At 72.8% G+C, this 15,472-nt stretch carries 14 protein-coding genes; 4 read left to right on the top strand and 10 right to left on the bottom strand.

Going from position 1 to position 15,472, the window contains the following annotated elements; genetic code table 11:
• Positions 1–23 precede the first annotated feature (23 nt).
• Positions 24–926 (top strand): LysR family transcriptional regulator, encoded by a 903-nt coding sequence (locus tag ACWEVN_RS04880; protein ID WP_452050297.1) that lies wholly within the window; start codon positions 24–26, stop codon positions 924–926.
• Here the strand turns inward: ACWEVN_RS04880 and ACWEVN_RS04875 are convergent.
• A complete protein-coding gene (locus ACWEVN_RS04875; protein ID WP_452050296.1) occupies positions 854–1,846 on the bottom strand; it encodes an aldo/keto reductase in 993 nt (330 codons plus the stop codon). The two genes, ACWEVN_RS04880 and ACWEVN_RS04875, sit on opposite strands and share 73 nt — an antisense overlap.
• 46 nt (positions 1,847–1,892) lie before the next feature.
• Between ACWEVN_RS04875 and pdxR the strand changes: the two genes are divergently transcribed.
• Complete coding sequence (gene pdxR, locus ACWEVN_RS04870; RefSeq protein WP_452050295.1) at positions 1,893–3,215, top strand: MocR-like pyridoxine biosynthesis transcription factor PdxR; 1,323 nt, start codon at positions 1,893–1,895, stop codon at positions 3,213–3,215.
• A gap of 92 nt (positions 3,216–3,307) precedes the next feature.
• Positions 3,308–6,544, top strand: a complete 3,237-nt coding sequence (locus ACWEVN_RS04865; protein WP_452050294.1) for a GH92 family glycosyl hydrolase — start codon at positions 3,308–3,310, stop codon at positions 6,542–6,544.
• Between the two features lie 4 nt (positions 6,545–6,548).
• Here ACWEVN_RS04865 and ACWEVN_RS04860 read toward each other — a convergent pair whose 3' ends face one another.
• From ACWEVN_RS04860 to ACWEVN_RS04845, 4 genes are all read right to left on the bottom strand, one after another.
• A complete protein-coding gene (locus ACWEVN_RS04860) occupies positions 6,549–7,091 on the bottom strand; it encodes an SLATT domain-containing protein (RefSeq protein ID WP_452050293.1) in 543 nt (180 codons plus the stop codon).
• 40 nt (positions 7,092–7,131) lie between these two features.
• Entirely contained in the window at positions 7,132–8,190 is a 1,059-nt protein-coding gene (locus ACWEVN_RS04855; protein WP_449682720.1) for a glycosyltransferase family 4 protein, read from the bottom strand.
• A gap of 124 nt (positions 8,191–8,314) precedes the next feature.
• Positions 8,315–9,787 carry a serine/threonine-protein kinase gene (locus ACWEVN_RS04850; protein WP_449682620.1) on the bottom strand — a complete coding sequence of 491 codons (1,473 nt, stop codon included), beginning with the start codon at positions 9,785–9,787 and terminating at the stop codon, positions 8,315–8,317.
• 138 nt (positions 9,788–9,925) lie between these two features.
• Positions 9,926–10,726, bottom strand: a complete 801-nt coding sequence (locus tag ACWEVN_RS04845) for an inositol monophosphatase family protein (protein ID WP_452050292.1) — start codon at positions 10,724–10,726, stop codon at positions 9,926–9,928.
• A 28-nt stretch (positions 10,727–10,754) separates the two neighbouring features.
• On the opposite strand from ACWEVN_RS04845, the gene ACWEVN_RS04840 reads away from it, so the two are divergent.
• The gene (locus ACWEVN_RS04840; RefSeq protein ID WP_452050291.1) at positions 10,755–11,456 is read left to right on the top strand and encodes a creatininase family protein; all 702 of its coding nucleotides are present in this window, start codon (positions 10,755–10,757) and stop codon (positions 11,454–11,456) included.
• Positions 11,457–11,488: 32 nt separating this feature from the next.
• Here ACWEVN_RS04840 and ribA read toward each other — a convergent pair whose 3' ends face one another.
• Genes ribA through ACWEVN_RS04815 form a run of 5 tightly spaced genes read right to left on the bottom strand, consistent with a single transcriptional unit; the run spans position 11,489 to position 15,441 of the window.
• On the bottom strand, positions 11,489–12,142 hold the full coding sequence (ribA, locus tag ACWEVN_RS04835; RefSeq protein WP_449682617.1) for a GTP cyclohydrolase II: 654 nt from the start codon (positions 12,140–12,142) through the stop codon (positions 11,489–11,491).
• Entirely contained in the window at positions 12,139–13,158 is a 1,020-nt protein-coding gene (locus tag ACWEVN_RS04830) for a lysylphosphatidylglycerol synthase transmembrane domain-containing protein (RefSeq protein ID WP_449682616.1), read from the bottom strand. The genes ribA and ACWEVN_RS04830 overlap by 4 nt, the downstream gene beginning before the upstream one ends.
• The gene (locus ACWEVN_RS04825) at positions 13,155–13,982 is read right to left on the bottom strand and encodes an SAM-dependent methyltransferase (RefSeq protein ID WP_452050290.1); all 828 of its coding nucleotides are present in this window, start codon (positions 13,980–13,982) and stop codon (positions 13,155–13,157) included. Before ACWEVN_RS04825 ends, ACWEVN_RS04830 begins: the two co-directional genes overlap by 4 nt.
• Complete coding sequence (locus tag ACWEVN_RS04820) at positions 13,979–15,046, bottom strand: glycosyltransferase family 4 protein (RefSeq protein WP_449682614.1); 1,068 nt, start codon at positions 15,044–15,046, stop codon at positions 13,979–13,981. Before ACWEVN_RS04820 ends, ACWEVN_RS04825 begins: the two co-directional genes overlap by 4 nt.
• Positions 15,043–15,441, bottom strand: a complete 399-nt coding sequence (locus ACWEVN_RS04815) for a 6-pyruvoyl trahydropterin synthase family protein (protein ID WP_449682613.1) — start codon at positions 15,439–15,441, stop codon at positions 15,043–15,045. The genes ACWEVN_RS04820 and ACWEVN_RS04815 overlap by 4 nt, the downstream gene beginning before the upstream one ends.
• Positions 15,442–15,472 lie beyond the last annotated feature (31 nt).

Below are 15,472 nucleotides of genomic sequence, written 5' to 3'. Positions count from 1 at the left end.
CGGGAACGCCGATGGGGGATGCCATGGAACTGCGCCACCTGCGCACCTTCCGCGTCGTCGCGCGGACGCTCAACTTCACCCGCGCCGCGGCCGAGCTGCACTACGCGCAGTCCAGCGTCACCGAGCAGATCCAGGCCCTGGAAGCGGAACTCGGCTCGAAGCTGTTCGAACGCGGGCGGCGGCTGCGGCTCACCGCCGCCGGGGAACGGCTCGTCGGCTACGCGGACCAGGTGCTCGAGCTCGTCGAGGAGGCCCGGGCCGCGGTCGACGAGGAGCGCGGCGAACCGGAAGGCGACCTGACCATCGGCGCCTTGGAAACGTTGTGCGCACAGCGAATCCCGGCCCTCTTCGGCGAGTACCGGGCGAAGTGGCCGCGCGTGCGGCTCGCCCTCCGGGAGGGCAGCCGCGGGGAGCTCTACCAGGCCGTGCAACGGTCCGAAATGGACGTTTGCTTCACGTTCGGCGACGCGCCCGCCGACCCGGCGCTCGCCAGCGCGTCGCTGGGCACCGAGCCGCTCGTCGTCCTCGTCCCGCCGGCACATCCGCTGGCGCAGCGGGAAGAACTCCGGCCGGACGACCTCGACGGCGTCGGCTTCCTCGCGACGCCGCGGGGGTGCGGCTTCCGCGAGATGCTGGACCGGATCGACGGGCCTGTCGTCGAGGCGGAGGTCGGCAGCCTCGCCGCCCTCGCGCGGTGCGTGGCCGCCGGGCTGGGGTGCGGGCTCGTGCCCGCGCTCGTCGAGCACCGAGGTGCCGTCGCCGTCCCCCTGGCCGGAGCGGCCACCGACGTCACCATGACGTGGCGGCGGCGCGACGAGCACAAGCCGAGTGTCGCCGCGCTGCTCGCCACCGCCTACGCGTTGTCCAATACGGACAGCAGCTCGTCCGGCAGCTCCAACGTGAACGCCGGGGCGATCGACTCGTAGTGCTCCCACGTGCGTGGGCCGATCAGCGGGATGACGCCGTGGTGCAGCAACCACGCCAGGGCCACCTGGTTGCCCGACGCGCCCAGCGCCGACGCCACCTTCGCCACCGCGGCGAGGCGGGCTTCCGAATCCGGGCCCGCGTAGGACCGCCAGACCGGAGTCGACTCGCGGTACGCGGCGTCGTCGTAGATTCCGCGCAGCAGCGAGGAATACGCCGCCAGGGAGACGTCCGGGTGCAGGGACAGCCAGTCCAGGAGCTCGGCGCCCGCGATCGACGGGACGTCGGCGCCGGTGGGGCGCAGGTACGAGTGCTGGACCTGGACCGCCGCCGGGGCGGCCCAGCCGTTGGCCAGCGCCAGGGACCTGATGCGTTCCAGGCGCCACGTGCGGACGTTGCTCCAGCCGATGTACCGCACCTTGCCCGCCCGGACCAGACCGTCCAATGCGGACAGTGTCTCCTCCAGCGGGACGCGGCGGTCGTCCACGTGGATGTAGTAGAGGTCGATGTGGCCGGTGCCCAGCCGCCGGAGGCTGCGGTCCACCTCGCGCTCGATCACCGCCGCGCCCGCTCCCTCGAACGTGCGCTCCACCCCGGCCCAGTCCACCGTGCCGTCCGGATGCCGGGCGGCGCGGGCCGCCGGGAGGTCCGTGATGCCCGCCGACACCTTCGTCGCCAGGAAGACGCGGTCGCGGCGGCCCTTCAGGAGGCGGCCGAGGAGGGACTCGCTTTCGCCGCCCGTCGCGTCCGGGGCCCACCAGGCGTAGCAGTTCGCCGTGTCCAGGAAGTCGCCGCCCGCGTCGAGGTAGGCGTCCAGGATGCGCTTCGACGTCGGTTCGTCCGTCGACGTGCCCATCGTCATGCAGCCCAGCGACACCTGGCTGACGTGCTGACCGGTCAGGCCCAGTTCCACCTTCTTCATACGACCACGCTAAGGCCGGATCGGTCCGGTACTACAGTCCAATATCGTGGCGGGATCACAGACCGATTGGGGTGTGCTGCTGGAGCCGGCCGGGCCGGGCCCGAAGCACGAACAGCTGGCCAGGGCGTTGCGCAAGGCGATCCGGGACGGCGTCCTGACCGGCGCCGTCCCGCCCAGCCGCCGCCTCGCCGCCGACCTCGGGTGCTCGCGGTGGGTCGTCACGCAGGCCTACGCCCAGCTCGTCGCCGAGGGGTACCTCGCGGGGCGCACCGGGTCGGCCACCCGGGTCCGGCCGGTGGGTGACGCGGTGGCGCCGCCAGAACCGGCGCGGGTGCCGGCACCGCGGTACGACCTCGCTCCCGGCCTGCCCGACCTGCGCAACTTCCCCCGCCAGGCCTGGGCCGAAGCGGTCCGCGAAGTGCTCGCGAACGCGCCGCACCCGGACTTCGGGCTGCCCGAGCCGGGCGGACACCCCCGGCTGCGCCAGGTCCTGGGCGAGTACCTCCGGCGCGTCCGCGGCGCCGCGCCCGGCACCGTGCTGGTCTGCGGCGGCGTCACCGACGGCGTGGCCGGCGTCTGCCGCGCGCTGGTCGAACGCGGCAGCACGCGGCTCGCCGTCGAGGATCCCGGGTGGACGCGGTTGCGGCGGACGGCCGAAGACGCCGGGATGACCGTCCACCCGGTGCCCGTCGACGGCGAAGGCATCGACGTCGGGCGGATTCCGGCGGGCGTGCGCGCCGTGCTCGTCACGCCCGCGCACCAGTTCCCCACCGGCTCGGTCCTTTCGCCGCGGCGGCGCGCCGAGCTGCTGGCCTGGGCGCGGGACGTCGATGGCCTGATCCTCGAGGACGACTACGACGCCGAGTTCCGCTACGACCGGCGGCCCGTCGGCACCGTCCAGGGCACCGATCCGGGGCGGGTCGCGCTCTTCGGTTCGGTCAGCAAGACACTCAGTCCCGCGCTCGGACTCGGCTGGGTCGTCGTTCCTCCACAGTGGACAGTTCGAGCGCATCCGCCGCCCGTGCTCGACCAGCTCGCGCTGGCGGGCTTCATCACCAGCGGCGGCTACGACCGGCACCTGCGGGCGGCCCGGCTGCGCTACCGCGCGCGGCGCGACAAGCTCGTCGACGCGCTCGGGCCGGCGCGGCTCTCCGGGGTCGCCGCCGGGCTGCACCTCGTGCTCCACCTCGACCAGGACGCCGCGGCCGTCGTCCGGAAGGCGAGGGCGGCCGGGGTCAAGGTGACCGATCTCGACGGCTACCGGACGACGCCGGGCGAGCCCGCGCTCGTCCTCGGCTACGGCAACCTCGCCGACACCGGCGTCGAGGCCGCCGCGCGGCTGCTCCGGCAGGCCATGACAACGGTTTGACCTGGTTGCCGCCTTCTCAAATGTTCGCGGATGTGAAAAGCTGCCAGACAGTCCGCTTCTGACAACGTTGTCACCTGGGAGGTGCGCGCCCCATGGGGTCGCCAAGCAGACAACTGATCGCCGCGGCGGCCGCCGCGCTCGTGGTCGCCGCCACGACCCAGGCCACCGCCCACGCCGCCGCGCCGGTCGATCCGGTGGGCCTGGTCAACCCGTTCGTCGGCACGCAGAACTTCGGGAACACCTTCCCCGGCGCGAGTGCGCCCTTCGGAATGGTGCAGGTCAGCCCGGACACCGGCGGCCAGGGCGGCTACGACTACCTGCAGAACGCGATCTACGGCTTCAGCCAGACGCACCTGTCCGGCGTCGGCTGCGGCGTGATGGGCGAGCTGCCGATCATGCCCACGACCGGCGCGGTGGACAACGTTGACAAGGACGCCTACAAGTCCGGGTACAGCCACGACGACGAGCACGCCGAGCCCGGCTACTACCGCGTCGGCCTGAAGAAGTACGGCATCAACGCCGAACTGACGGCGACCGCGCGCACCGGCTGGCAGCGCTACACGTTCCCCTCGACCGGGCAGGCGAACGTCCTGTTCAACACCGGCCAGGCCAACCAGTCGGTCAAGGACTCCGAGATCCACGTCGTCGGCGACCGGACGCTCGAAGGGCGGGTCAAGGCCGGCGGGTTCTGCGCCGGCCACGACGAGCACACCGTCTACTTCACCGCCACCTTCGACCGGCCGTTCAACTCGTTCGGCACCTGGCGCGGCTCGACGCGCACCCCTGGCGGCCGCGACGCCGCGGGCACCGGGAGCAACGGCGCCTGGGCGAGCTTCGACGCGAGCACCGACCACGACGTCGTGCTCAAGGTCGGCCTGTCCTACACCGGCCTCGACGGCGCCCGGAAGAACCTGGCTGCCGAAACCAAGGACTACGACTTCGACGCGACGCGGGCCGCGCTGCACCAGCAGTGGGCCGACCGGCTCGGCGCGATCAAGATCGCGGGCGGCACGACCGAGCGGCAGACGGCGTTCTACACCGCGCTCTACCACGCGCAGCTGCATCCGAACCTGGCCGGCGACACCGACGGCGCGTACACCGGCTTCGATGGCAAGGTGCACACCGCGAGCGGCTACACGCCGTACCAGAACTTCTCGCTGTGGGACACCTACCGGCCGCAAAACCAGCTGCTGGAGATGCTGGAACCGCAGGTCGCGCGGGACGTCGCGTTGTCGGTCGTCGCCATCGGCCGCGACGGCGGGTGGCTGCCGCGCTGGGCGCTCGCCGAGAGCGAAACGAACATCATGACCGGCGACCCGGTGACGCCGTTCCTCGTCGAGGCGTGGTCGAAGGGCCTGCTCGCCGGGCACGAAGAAGAGGCGTACGCGCTGCTCAAGAAGAACGCGACGAGCACGCCGCCCGCCGATTCGCCGTACAACGGCCGCTCGGGCGTCAACTACTACAACGAGCGCGGGTACCTCCCGAGCGGGCTCGAACTCGGCACGGACTGCGCGGCCAAGGGCGGTGACAACGACTGCGAGCACCCGGCGTCGGCGACCATGGAGTACGCCGCCGCGGACGCGTCGCTCGCGCTGATGGCCCGCGGCCTGGGCCACCAGGCGGACGCGCGGATGTTCGCCGACCGCGGGCAGTGGTACCGCAACCTGTGGGACTCGTCGATCCAGCAGTTCCGCCCGCGCACTACCGAGGGCACGTTCGTCACGCCGTACAACCCGGTCGACGCCGGCCACCAGTTCCACGAAGGCGGCGCCTACCAGTACCAGTGGCTCGTGCCGCAGGACCCGGCCGGGCTCGTCTCCCTGATGGGCGGCCGGACGGCGACCGAGAAGCGCCTGGACTCCTTCTTCGCCTACGGCAACCTCCTGAAGGACCCGGCCGGCACCGCGCGGAAGGACTGGATCGCCAGCCCGTACGACTACTACGGCAAGGCGACCTACAACCCGAACAACGAGCCCGACCTGCTCGCGCCCTACATGTACAACTGGGTCGGCGCTCCGGCGAAGACGGCGACCGTCGTCCGCGCGGCGATGACGCTGTTCACCACCGGCCCCGACGGCATGACCGGCAACGACGACCTCGGCACCATGTCGGCCTGGTACGTCTTCTCCTCGCTCGGCCTGTACCCGACGATGAGCGGTGCCAACTTCCTCGCGCTGTCGAGCCCGCAGTTCGAGTCGGCGACCGTCCGCATCGGACAGTACGGCTCCGCCCAGGGCGGGACGCTCACCGTGTCGGCGCCGGGCGCGAGCGACGCGAACCGGTACATCCAGAGCGTGTCGCTCAACGGCCGGGACGTCCGGAAGACGTCCCTGGACTGGGCTTCGCTGGCGCACGGCGGGACGCTGTCGCACAAGCTCGGCTCGAAGCCGTCTTCGTGGGGGACGTCGTCGTCCGCGGCGCCGCCTTCGGTGAACAACGCGACCGGCGACCAGCGGCGGCACGTCGACGCCTCCCTGCGGCAGACGTCGGTGGTGATCCCGTCGGGGGCGGCCCAGCAGGTGCACCTCGACCTGGACGTGGTGGCGCAGAACCCGGGCCTGCAGCCGGTGACGGTCTCGGTGGCATCGCCGTGGAGGTCCCGGGTCCAGCCGCTGCTCCTGCCCTGGTCCGGACGGCTGCCGGTGCAGCAGACCGTGCCGATCACGGTGACCGTGCCGGCGGGCGCGGCGCTCGGGACGTACCCGGTGGAGGTCAAGGTCACCGGGCTGGGCGCGAACACGGTGACGCGCTCGGCGACGGTCGAGGTCCGGACGCCGTCGGCGTGCGTGACGACCGGCCCGCAGTGCGCGGTCGACCTGACCCGCGACCGCAACCACGACGGCACGGCCACGGTGGCCGCGTCCGACCAGGGCAACTTCGACGGCGGCGGCTGGAGCTACGACGCCGACCTGCTCCCGGCGGCCGGACCGGTGGTCTGGGACGGCGTCACGTACGCGGCGCCGGACGCTTCGGGCACTTCGCCCAACTTCGTGGAGGCCCGCGGGCAGTCGCTGTTGCTGCCGGCCGGTCAGCACACGGCGGTGAAGCTGGTCGGGGCGTCGCACAACGGCCCGGTGTCGACGTCGGTGACGGCGCACTACACCGACGGGACCAGCGCCGATCTGGCGGTGACCTTCGGCGACTGGGCGGGGTCCGGGAGTCCGGTGCTGCTCGAGATGCCGCACCGGATCAAGGCCGGCAGCGGGGTCGACGGGCCGCCGGTCCGGCTGTTCGGGATCGCGGCCGCCCTGGACGGCGGGAAGACCGTGCAGTCGGTGAGCCTGCCGAACGACCCGCGGGTGGAGATCTACGCGCTGACCCTGGCGTGACGCGTCAGCCGCGGGCTTCGGGCGCCTGAGGCGGGCGGTCGAGCTTGCGGAATTCGACCCACTGGCGGCTGGTTTCGTCCCAGACGACCTGGTGCTTGGCGAAGAATTCCGCAAGCCGGCCGCGGCTCAGCTCGACCGCGGGGGTGGTGACGATGTAGTAGTCCAGCTCGTCGCGGAGGCGGTTGAAGCGGTAGCGCGTCTCCGTCATCAGCACCCAGCGCGAGCGCCAGTTGAAGAACGTCTCGAGCCCGCCGAGCACGGTGACCAGCGCGACCATCGGCAGCGCGATCGACGCGCGGGCCGGGATCTCCTGGATGCCGAGCACCACGGTCGACGCCGCGGTGAGCAGCAGGGCGCTCACCCGCACGATCGACGCGTGGCGGCGGAACTGGCCCTTGCGGCTGTCCACCCAGGCCATGTCGGCCGAGATCAGGTCGCGGAACCCGAGGAACTGGTCGCGCAGCGGGCGGTCGGGATCCCGGCCGGCGACTTCGAGGAAGCCGCGTTCGGAATCGAGGTGGCCGGGTCGCTGCGACGGGGACGCCATCGGGCCAGGGTCGTGGAATCCCCGCACCCCGGCAAGGGGGTCAGGCGACGATCCGCGGTTCGGACGCCAGCCGCGACAGGACGTGCGTCAGCCGCCGGGCGGCCACGTCCCACTCCTCCAGCGCGCTGCCCCGGCCGAGCGCCGCCGTGCGCAGGGAGCGGCGCAGTTCCGGGTCCGCGTACCAGCGGTGCAGTGCGTCCGCCAGTGCGTACGGGTCGTCCGGCGCCACCAGCAGGCCCGGCATCTCGCCGTCGGCGTCGACGCCCAGTGCGTCGTACACCCCGCCCACCTCGGTGGCCAGGACCGGGATGCCGCGGGCCAGTGCCTGGGCCACGAACATGCCGGACGTCGCCGCGCGGGCCGGGATGACCAGCAGGTCCGCCGCGTTGTAGGCCGCGCCGAGGTCGACCGCGTCGCCCGCGAGCGTGATCCGGTTGCCGAGGCCGAGCCGCTCGATCGACCAGCCGAGCTCGCCGACGAACGCCGGGTCCGCCTCCAGCGAGCCGGCGAACACGCACGACAGCGCCAGGTGGTCGACCTCGCCGAGGGCCTGGACCAACACGTCGTGGCCGTTGCGGCGGGTCACGTCCCCCACGCAGAGCAGGCGGGACACGCCGTCCGCGCCCGCCGCGAGCGGGGCCGCGTCGGTGCCGGGCTTGGCGACGTAGACGCGGGCCGGGTCCAGGTCGTGGCGGTCGATCAGCAGCCGGGCGAGCCAGGGGCTGGTCGCGACGACCATGCCGGCCATCCGCAGCGTCTCGCGCTCGCACGCGTCGAGCTCCGCGGCGTGCGCCGGGGCGAGGCCGGGCTCGTCGGCCAGCGCCTGGTGCACCAGCACGGCCAGCCGCAGCCGCCGCGCGTGCGGGACGACGATCTCGGGCACGCCGGAGGCGATCATGCCGTCGAGCAGCACGACCGTCCGGTCCGGCAGCGCGGCGAGGGACCGCGCCAGTCTCCGTCTCGACGTCGCGTCCGGCTCCGGCCAGTCGCCGGCGATCGGCAGCTCCAGCACCGGCTGGCCGACGGCGGGCAGGTTCTGGCACATCCGCTTGTCGTAGGTGTCGCTGCCCGGCGGCGCGGCCGGGAGGATGAACACCATCGGGTCGGCGGGCCTCATCGCGCGCGCCGGAGCAGGCGGGGTTCGGAAACAGACACGGCTACCTCCAGCGTGGGTCGACGGCGGTGACGGCTCATACGTCACACGCACCCCGCGCCGGAACGGTTCAGCTCTGTGCGTCGATCATCCAGACGCCGTTCTGCTGGACGAGCGTGAAGGTGTCGTTCTCGGCGTTCCCGCCGTCGTAGGTGACCCGCGCGGTAACGCGGCCCGGCCCGACCTCCCGGGGGTTGCTCACCTGGACCGACTTGTACCGGCCCCAGAAGTTCTTGTACGTCTCGTACGTCTGGTTGCGCGAGGCCTTGAAGTGCGGCGTCAGCAGGTTCCACGCGGCCGCCGGGTTGCTCGGCAGCAGCCCGTAGTAGGCGGTGAGGGCGTCGACGGCCGTCTTCGAGGAGGCCACCGTCGAGACCGTCGGCGAAGTCGGAGCGGTCGACGGCGCCGACGTCGGCGGCGAGGAGGGCGCGGGCGTAGACGGCGGGGTCGAGGGGGCCGCGGACGCCGAGGTAGACGGCGTCGGCGACGGCGGCGCGGCGACGTTGTCCTGCGGCGGCTTCTGCCGCACGACCAGCAGGATCGCCACGACGACGGCCACGCACAGCAGCGCCGCGCCCGCCCCGACGGCGATCAGGCCCTTGCGCGCCCCCGGCGACACCGCGGTGACCTCGCCCGCGGGCACGGTGACGGCGGCCGGCACGACCGGCACCGCCGGGGGCTCGGTCTCGGGAACCGTCGCCGCGAGCACCGAGTCGCCGGGCTCCGCGTCCGGCAGCAACGCCAGCAGCTCCTGCTCGACCTCGTCCATCGACGGGCGCTCGGCCGGTTCGGAGGCGAGCATCCGCACCAGCAGCGGGGTCAGCCGGCCGGCCTTCTCCGGCGGCACGATCTCGCCACTGGAGGCCTTGTAGAGCAAGGCGATCGGGTTGTCGGCGGTGCCGTACGGCGACTGCCCCTCGACGGCGGCGTACAGCGTGGCGCCGAGCGAGAAGACGTCGGCGGCGAAGTCCGCGTCCTCGCCGCGGGCCACTTCGGGCGCGAGGTACGCGGGCGTGCCGGCGATCTCGCCGGTGGCCGTCAGCTTGACGTCACCGATCGCGCGCGAGATGCCGAAGTCGGTGATCTTCGCCGTGCCGTCCTCGGAGACCAGGATGTTGGCCGGCTTCACGTCGCGGTGCACGACCCCGGCGCGGTGCGCGCCCGCGAGCGCCGAACTGATCTGCACGCCGACGCGGATGGCGTCGTCCACCGTGGCCGGCTCCTCGCCGAGCACGAGGGCCAAGCTCTTCGACGGCAGGTACTCCATCACCAGCCACGGCCGGTCCTCCTCCTCGAGGACGGCGAACACGGTGATCGCGTGGGAATGCTGCAACCGGGCGGCGATCCGCGCCTCGCGCATCGCGCGGTTCTTCGCCTCCTGGGTGCGTTGCTCGTCGTGGTCGTGCGGGAGCAGGAGTTCCTTGATCGCCACGGTGCGGTCGAGCTTCTCGTCCTGGGCCCGCCACACCGTGCCCATCGCGCCGCCGCCGATCGGCTCGACCAGCCGGTACCGATCGCGGATCCGGCGACTTTCCACGAGCATCCACCATTCTCCGAAGTGGCCGACGAGATCCGGTCAGCATGCCAGGCTGGGCGGCCGACCGGTACCAACGTAACCGAAAACCTTGCGCGGACAGCGCAAAAGAGCGCTGTGGCGCCGCCCACGGTGTACCCCGGAATCCTAACGAACAACCCCGTACGCGCGATCAAGTGCGTCCACGATCTCCTTGCGCAGCCCGGCGCCGACGGCGATCGTCGCCGCGGAACCGACCGTGTGCTCGGTGCCGTCGCGGTCGACGACGACGCCGCCGGCCTCGCGCACGAGGAGCACGCCGGCCATGGTGTCCCACGGGTTGTTGGACAGGATCAGTGCGGCGTCGAGCTTTCCGTCCGCCACCCAGGCGAGGTCGATGGCCGCCGTGCCGAGCATCCGGATCTTCTGCGCCCGCGCGCCGAGATCCGACAGCAGGGTCAGCCGCGCACGGTTCTTCTCTTCGGCGAGCTCGCCGATCGCGAAGTCCCCGACGGCGATCATCGCGTCGGAGATTTCCGTGGCGGTGGAAGCGCCGACGCGCTCTCCGTTCGCGAAAGCACCTTCACCGCGCGCGGCGGTGTAGGTGACTCCGAGGTACGGCAGTGTGATCGCGGCGACCGTGCTGTGTTCGCCGTCCACGAGCGCCAGGGAAATCCCGCACAGTGGAATTCCGCGCGCGAAGTTCGCCGTCCCGTCGATGGGGTCGAGCGCCCACCAGCGGCCGCCGCCGTCCCCGCTGCGGCCGCGCTCCTCCCCGAGGATCCCGATCTCCGGCGTCTCGGCGGCGAGGAACGCCCGCAGCGCGTCCTCGACCGCGGTGTCGACGTCGGTCACCAGGTCGCGATCGCCTTTCGCGGAAACCGAAAAACTCGGGCGCGACCGGACGATCTCGGTCGCCTTCGCCACGGCCTCGCGCGCGATGTCCAGTAGTGCGGCATGCTCGGTCATGCCACCAACCTAGTGAAGGGCCGCGGAGATGACCGACCTGTTCCCGCTCGCCACCACCGCCGACGAGCAGGAGCGGCGGGCGTCGGTCGCGGTGCTGCCGATCGGCAGCTTCGAGCAGCACGGCGCCCACCTGCCCCTGGCGACCGACACGGTGATCGCGGCCACCCTGGCCGGCGCGGTCGCCGCCGCGTACCCCGTCCTCCACCTGCCGCCGATCACGATCTCGTGCTCGCACGAGCACGCGGGGTGGGCGGGCACGGTGAGCATTTCGGCGCGCACGCTGCACGCGGTGGTCACCGATGTCGCCGCGTCGCTGAAGGCGTCCGGGGTGGAGCGGCTCGTACTGGTCAACGGGCACGGCGGCAACTACGTACTGTCCAATGTGGTCCAGGAAGCGGCGGGCGCGATGGCGCTCTTCCCCGGCGTCGCGGACTGGCAGGCGGCGCACACCGCGGCCGGCCTGCGGACGTCCCTGGACGACGACATGCACGCGGGCGAGCTGGAGACGTCGATCCTGCTGCACGCCCACCCGCACCTGGTCCGGCCCGGACACGAAACGGCCGACCACGTCACCGACCGGGAGCACCTGCTGACGCTGGGCCTGCGGGCGTACACGGAGTCGGGAGTGGTCGGCCGTCCTTCGCTGGCGAGTGCGGCGAAGGGGCACGTCGTGCTGGACACGCTGGTGCAGCGCTTCGCCAACGTCCTCGAGGTGCTCACCTTGTCGTGAGTGGTAAGGAGGGTTCTAACCCTCCTTACCACTCACGAGCCGGCGAGGGCCTGGTCCAGGTGCGGCAGCAGGTGGGCCATCCGCTCGGCCTTCGTGCGCAGGTACCGCAGGTTCTCCGGATTCGGCGGAACCAGCAGCGGAACCTGCTCGCTGATCCGGATTCCGTAGTGCGTCAGCTGTTCGACCTTCTTCGGGTTGTTCGACAGCAGCCGCACCGAGCGGATGCCGAGGTCGGTCAGGATGCCCGCCGCCGCGTGGTAGTCGCGGGCGTCGACCGGCAGGCCCTGCGCCACGTTCGCGTCGACCGTGTCGAGGCCTTCGTCCTGCTGCAGCCGCATCGCTTCGAGCTTCGCGAGCAGGCCGATCCCGCGGCCTTCGTGGCCCTGGACGTAGACGAGCACGCCCGAGCCTTCCTCGACGATCCGGTCCAGCGCCGCCGCCAGCTGGTCGCCGCACTCGCAGTGCGTCGAGCCGAAGACGTCGCCGGTCAGGCACTCGCTGTGCACCCGGGTCAGCGCCCCGAGCGGGGAGACGTCGCCGTAGACCAGCGCGACCTGCTCGGTGCCGGTGCGGTCGAGGTAGCCGACCGCGCGAAACGTCCCGTGCCGGGTCGGCAGCCGGGTCTCGACGACTCGTTCGACCACGGCCCGGCGCGGCAGATCCCCGACGACCTCACTTACGGTCATGACTGTAACCCCACTTCCGATTCGATCCCGGTGCCGGCCGCGACGCGCGGAGCGGGCACGGCACCGGTGTGCGGAGCGCGGGTCACGCGGAACCCGGCGACACTCCGGACGAGCAGGACACCGGCGCCGGGCAGGCTCGCGACCAGCGTGAGCACGCCGTAGACGACAGCGACGGTGACACCTTGGGCGGCCCCCAGACCGGCCGCGCCGAAGAGCAGGGCGCAGACGCCCTCGCGCGGGCCGAAGCCGCCGACGTTGAGGGGCAGGCCCATCGCGAGCAGCGCGAGGACCATCAGGGGCACGAGCTGCCACACCGGCGCGGCCACCCCGGCGACGCGGGCGGCGACGACGAACAGCGCCAGGTGCCCGGCCAGGGTCGCGACCGACAGGAAGCCCACGCTGGGCCAGGTCTCGCGGGTCAGGAGGCCGAGGCGGACGTCGGCGAGGGTGACGGCGAAGCCGCGGCGCCACTTCGACGGGCTGTGGATCCAGCGCCCGCCCAGCAGGCGGCCCACCACCAGCGCGGCGACGGCGGCCAGCACGACGACCACCCCGGCCACCACGACGACCTCGCGGAACGCCGCGGGCACGACCGACGGCGACGCGAGCACCACGGTGACCGCGGAGGCGATCAGCACGACCTGGCCCGCGGTGCGTTCCAGGACGACGGCCCGCACGCCGCGCGGCACGTCCCCGCTGTCGCGGCCGTGCTGCACCGCGCGGTGGACGTCGCCGAGGACGCCGGCGGGCAGCACGCCGTTGAGGAACAGCGCGCGGTAGTAGTCGCCGACCGCGGCGCGCAGCGAAAGCCGCAGGCCGAGCCGGGTGGCGACGATCTGCCAGCGGCCCGCGCTGAACACCGTCGTCGCGAAGCCGATGGCGAGGGCGGCCAGCACGCCGGGCGCGCTGATCCGGCCGAGTCCGTCGAGGAAGGCGGCGCTGCCGAGCTGCCAGACGAGGACGGCGAGGATGCCGACGGCGCCGAGGATCCGCAGCCAGGCCAGCGCGCGCTTCACGCCGCCACCTCCAGGCTCGGCGGCAGGACCAGCAGGTCGCCGTGGTGGATGACCGCGTGCAGCTCGCCGGCCGCCGCCATCTCGAGCCGCCGCTGCAGGTAGACGTCGGCGACCGGGCGCAGCTCGGGCAGCTGCTCGACGGCGGCGCCGACCCAGCCCTCGAGCCACTGCCGCTGCAGTTCCGCCTGGTCCGGGCCGAGCCGCCAGGCGCTGTCCGCGCGGACGACGGTGGCACCGAGCCTGCCGAACGCGGTCGCGGCGACGTCCACGGCGTTCGGGCCGAGCAGCCGCCGGCCGTCTTCGGTGACCCGCCGCTGGTGGGCGTTGAACGCGGCGGCGAGCGCGGGGTCGAGCGGGTCGGCGGGCGAGAGCTCCACCTTGCCGGTGACCGACAGCATCAGCAGCGCCGCGCAGCCCGCTTCGACGACCGCCGCGGCCAGCGCGGTGATCTCGTCCCGGGTCAGCAGGTCGAGCAGGGCGGACGCGGTGACCAGCGACGTCCCGGCGAGGTCGGCGGCCCGCAGCGCGGTGATGTCGCGCCGCTCGGCGACGACGTCGACCGGGCTGCCGTCGAGCGCGGTGCCCGGGAGGCTCGCCTGCGCGTGGGTGAGCAGCGCGGTGTCGTGGTCGTGCAGGATCCAGTGCTGGGTGCCGGGCAGCCGGGCGGCCAGCCAGCGGCCGAGCGAGCCGGTGCCGCAGCCGAGGTCGCGGACGACGAAGTCCTCCGGGAGGAAGTCGCGGAGCGGGTCGACGAGTTCGGTCGCGCGAGCCGCGGCGTCCGCGGGTTCGCGCAGGTAGAGCCAGTCCGGCTCGAACGCGCTCATGCCGCCGCCTCCTGCCGGAGGAGGATGTCGGCGATCCGGCGGGCGGTGTCGTCCCAGCCGCTCAGGGTCTCGCGGCGCAGCTTGGCCGACGCCCGGAGCCGGGCGCGCAACGCCGGTTCGGTGAGCCAGCGGCGCAGGGCGGCGCCCAGCGCTTCGACGTCGTCGCCGGGGACGAGCATCCCGGGCACCGAGCCGTCCGGCGCGACGCCGACCGTGTCGGGCAGCGCGTCGACGTCGGTGGTCAGCACCGGCACGCCCCGGGCGAGGGCCTCGGTGACGACCATGCCGAAGGTCTCGGCGCGCGAAGGCAGCACGAGCAGGTCGGCGGTGTGGTAGGTCGCCTCGAGCGCCCGGCCGGTGCGCGGGCCGGTGAGGGTGAAGCGGGCGCCGAGCCGGTGCTCGCGCAGCCGCTCGACGTACTTGGTCTCGCGGCGGATCCCGCCGACGCATTCGCACGTCCAGCGCAGGTCGGCGACCGTCTCGAGGGCCTGGGCGAGCACGCCCTGGCCCTTGCGCGGGGTCACGTTGGCCACGCAGACCAGCCGGGAGACGCCGTCGGTGCCCACGGCGAGCGGCGCCGGGTCGACGCCCGGCGTCACCGAGTGCACGCGGTGCGGGGCGAGGCCGTGGTGGTCGATCAGCCGGCGTGCGGCCCACTCGCTGGTCGCGACGACCGAGCCGACCGCCCGCAGCGTCTCGCGCTCCAGCGCGTCGAGCTCGGCGGCGAGCGCGGGCGGCAGGCCGGTCTCGTCGGCCAGCGGCAGGTGCACCAGCACCGACACCGACAGCCGCCGCGCCGCCGGGACGACGACCTCGGGCACGCCGCAGGCGACCAGGCCGTCGAGCAGCACGGCCGAGCCGGTGGGCAGCGCGGCGAGCAGGTGGCCGAGGACCGCGCGGGCCTCGGTGTCCGGCCGTGGCCAGGTGCCGGCGACGGCGATCTCGTGCACGTCGAAGCCCGCGGCGGCGAGCCGGTCGCACATCCGCCGGTCGTAGGTGTTGCCGCCACTGGGGACGGACGAGTCGTCGACGTCTCCGGGGAGGATCACGTAAAGGGAGTTCACAGTGCACGCTCGTAACTCGCCCACGCGACGTGCGATTCGTGCAGCGAGACGGCGATCCCTTCGAGGCCGCGCGCGCCTTCGCCGAGGCGTCCGGCGTGGACGGCGTCGGCCAGGCGGTCGGCGATGACCTTCGCGAGGAACTCGGTCGAGGTGTTGACGCCCTTGAACTCCGGCTCGTCGTCGAGGTTGCGGTAGTTCAGGTCGCTCAGCACCGCCTTGAGCTCTTCCGTGGCCTTGCCGATGTCGACGACGATGTTGTCCTCGTCGAGCTCGGTGCGGCGGAAAGTCGCATCCACCAGGAAAGTCGCGCCGTGCAGGCGTTGCGCGGGACCGAAGACTTCCCCGCGGAAGCTGTGGGCGACCATCACGTGGTCACGGACGGTGATGCTGAACACCAAGACCTCCGATGCGTTCGGGTGGACGTGG

The organism is Amycolatopsis sp. NPDC003861 (assembly GCF_053605405.1).
The sequence above is the reverse complement of the archived record's forward strand: the minus strand, read 5'-3'. Positions and strand labels throughout refer to the sequence as shown.

Coding starts and splice junctions, on each gene's coding strand:
- ACWEVN_RS04880 (WP_452050297.1), top strand. CDS start 24: ATGGAACTGCGCCACCTGCGCACCTTCCGCGTCGTCGCGCGGACGCTC.
- ACWEVN_RS04875 (WP_452050296.1), bottom strand. CDS start 1,846: ATGAAGAAGGTGGAACTGGGCCTGACCGGTCAGCACGTCAGCCAGGTG.
- ACWEVN_RS04865 (WP_452050294.1), top strand. CDS start 3,308: ATGGGGTCGCCAAGCAGACAACTGATCGCCGCGGCGGCCGCCGCGCTC.
- ACWEVN_RS04860 (WP_452050293.1), bottom strand. CDS start 7,091: ATGGCGTCCCCGTCGCAGCGACCCGGCCACCTCGATTCCGAACGCGGC.
- ACWEVN_RS04855 (WP_449682720.1), bottom strand. CDS start 8,190: ATGGTGTTCATCCTCCCGGCCGCGCCGCCGGGCAGCGACACCTACGAC.
- ACWEVN_RS04850 (WP_449682620.1), bottom strand. CDS start 9,787: ATGCTCGTGGAAAGTCGCCGGATCCGCGATCGGTACCGGCTGGTCGAG.
- ACWEVN_RS04845 (WP_452050292.1), bottom strand. CDS start 10,726: ATGACCGAGCATGCCGCACTACTGGACATCGCGCGCGAGGCCGTGGCG.
- ACWEVN_RS04840 (WP_452050291.1), top strand. CDS start 10,755: ATGACCGACCTGTTCCCGCTCGCCACCACCGCCGACGAGCAGGAGCGG.
- ribA (WP_449682617.1), bottom strand. CDS start 12,142: ATGACCGTAAGTGAGGTCGTCGGGGATCTGCCGCGCCGGGCCGTGGTC.
- ACWEVN_RS04825 (WP_452050290.1), bottom strand. CDS start 13,982: ATGAGCGCGTTCGAGCCGGACTGGCTCTACCTGCGCGAACCCGCGGAC.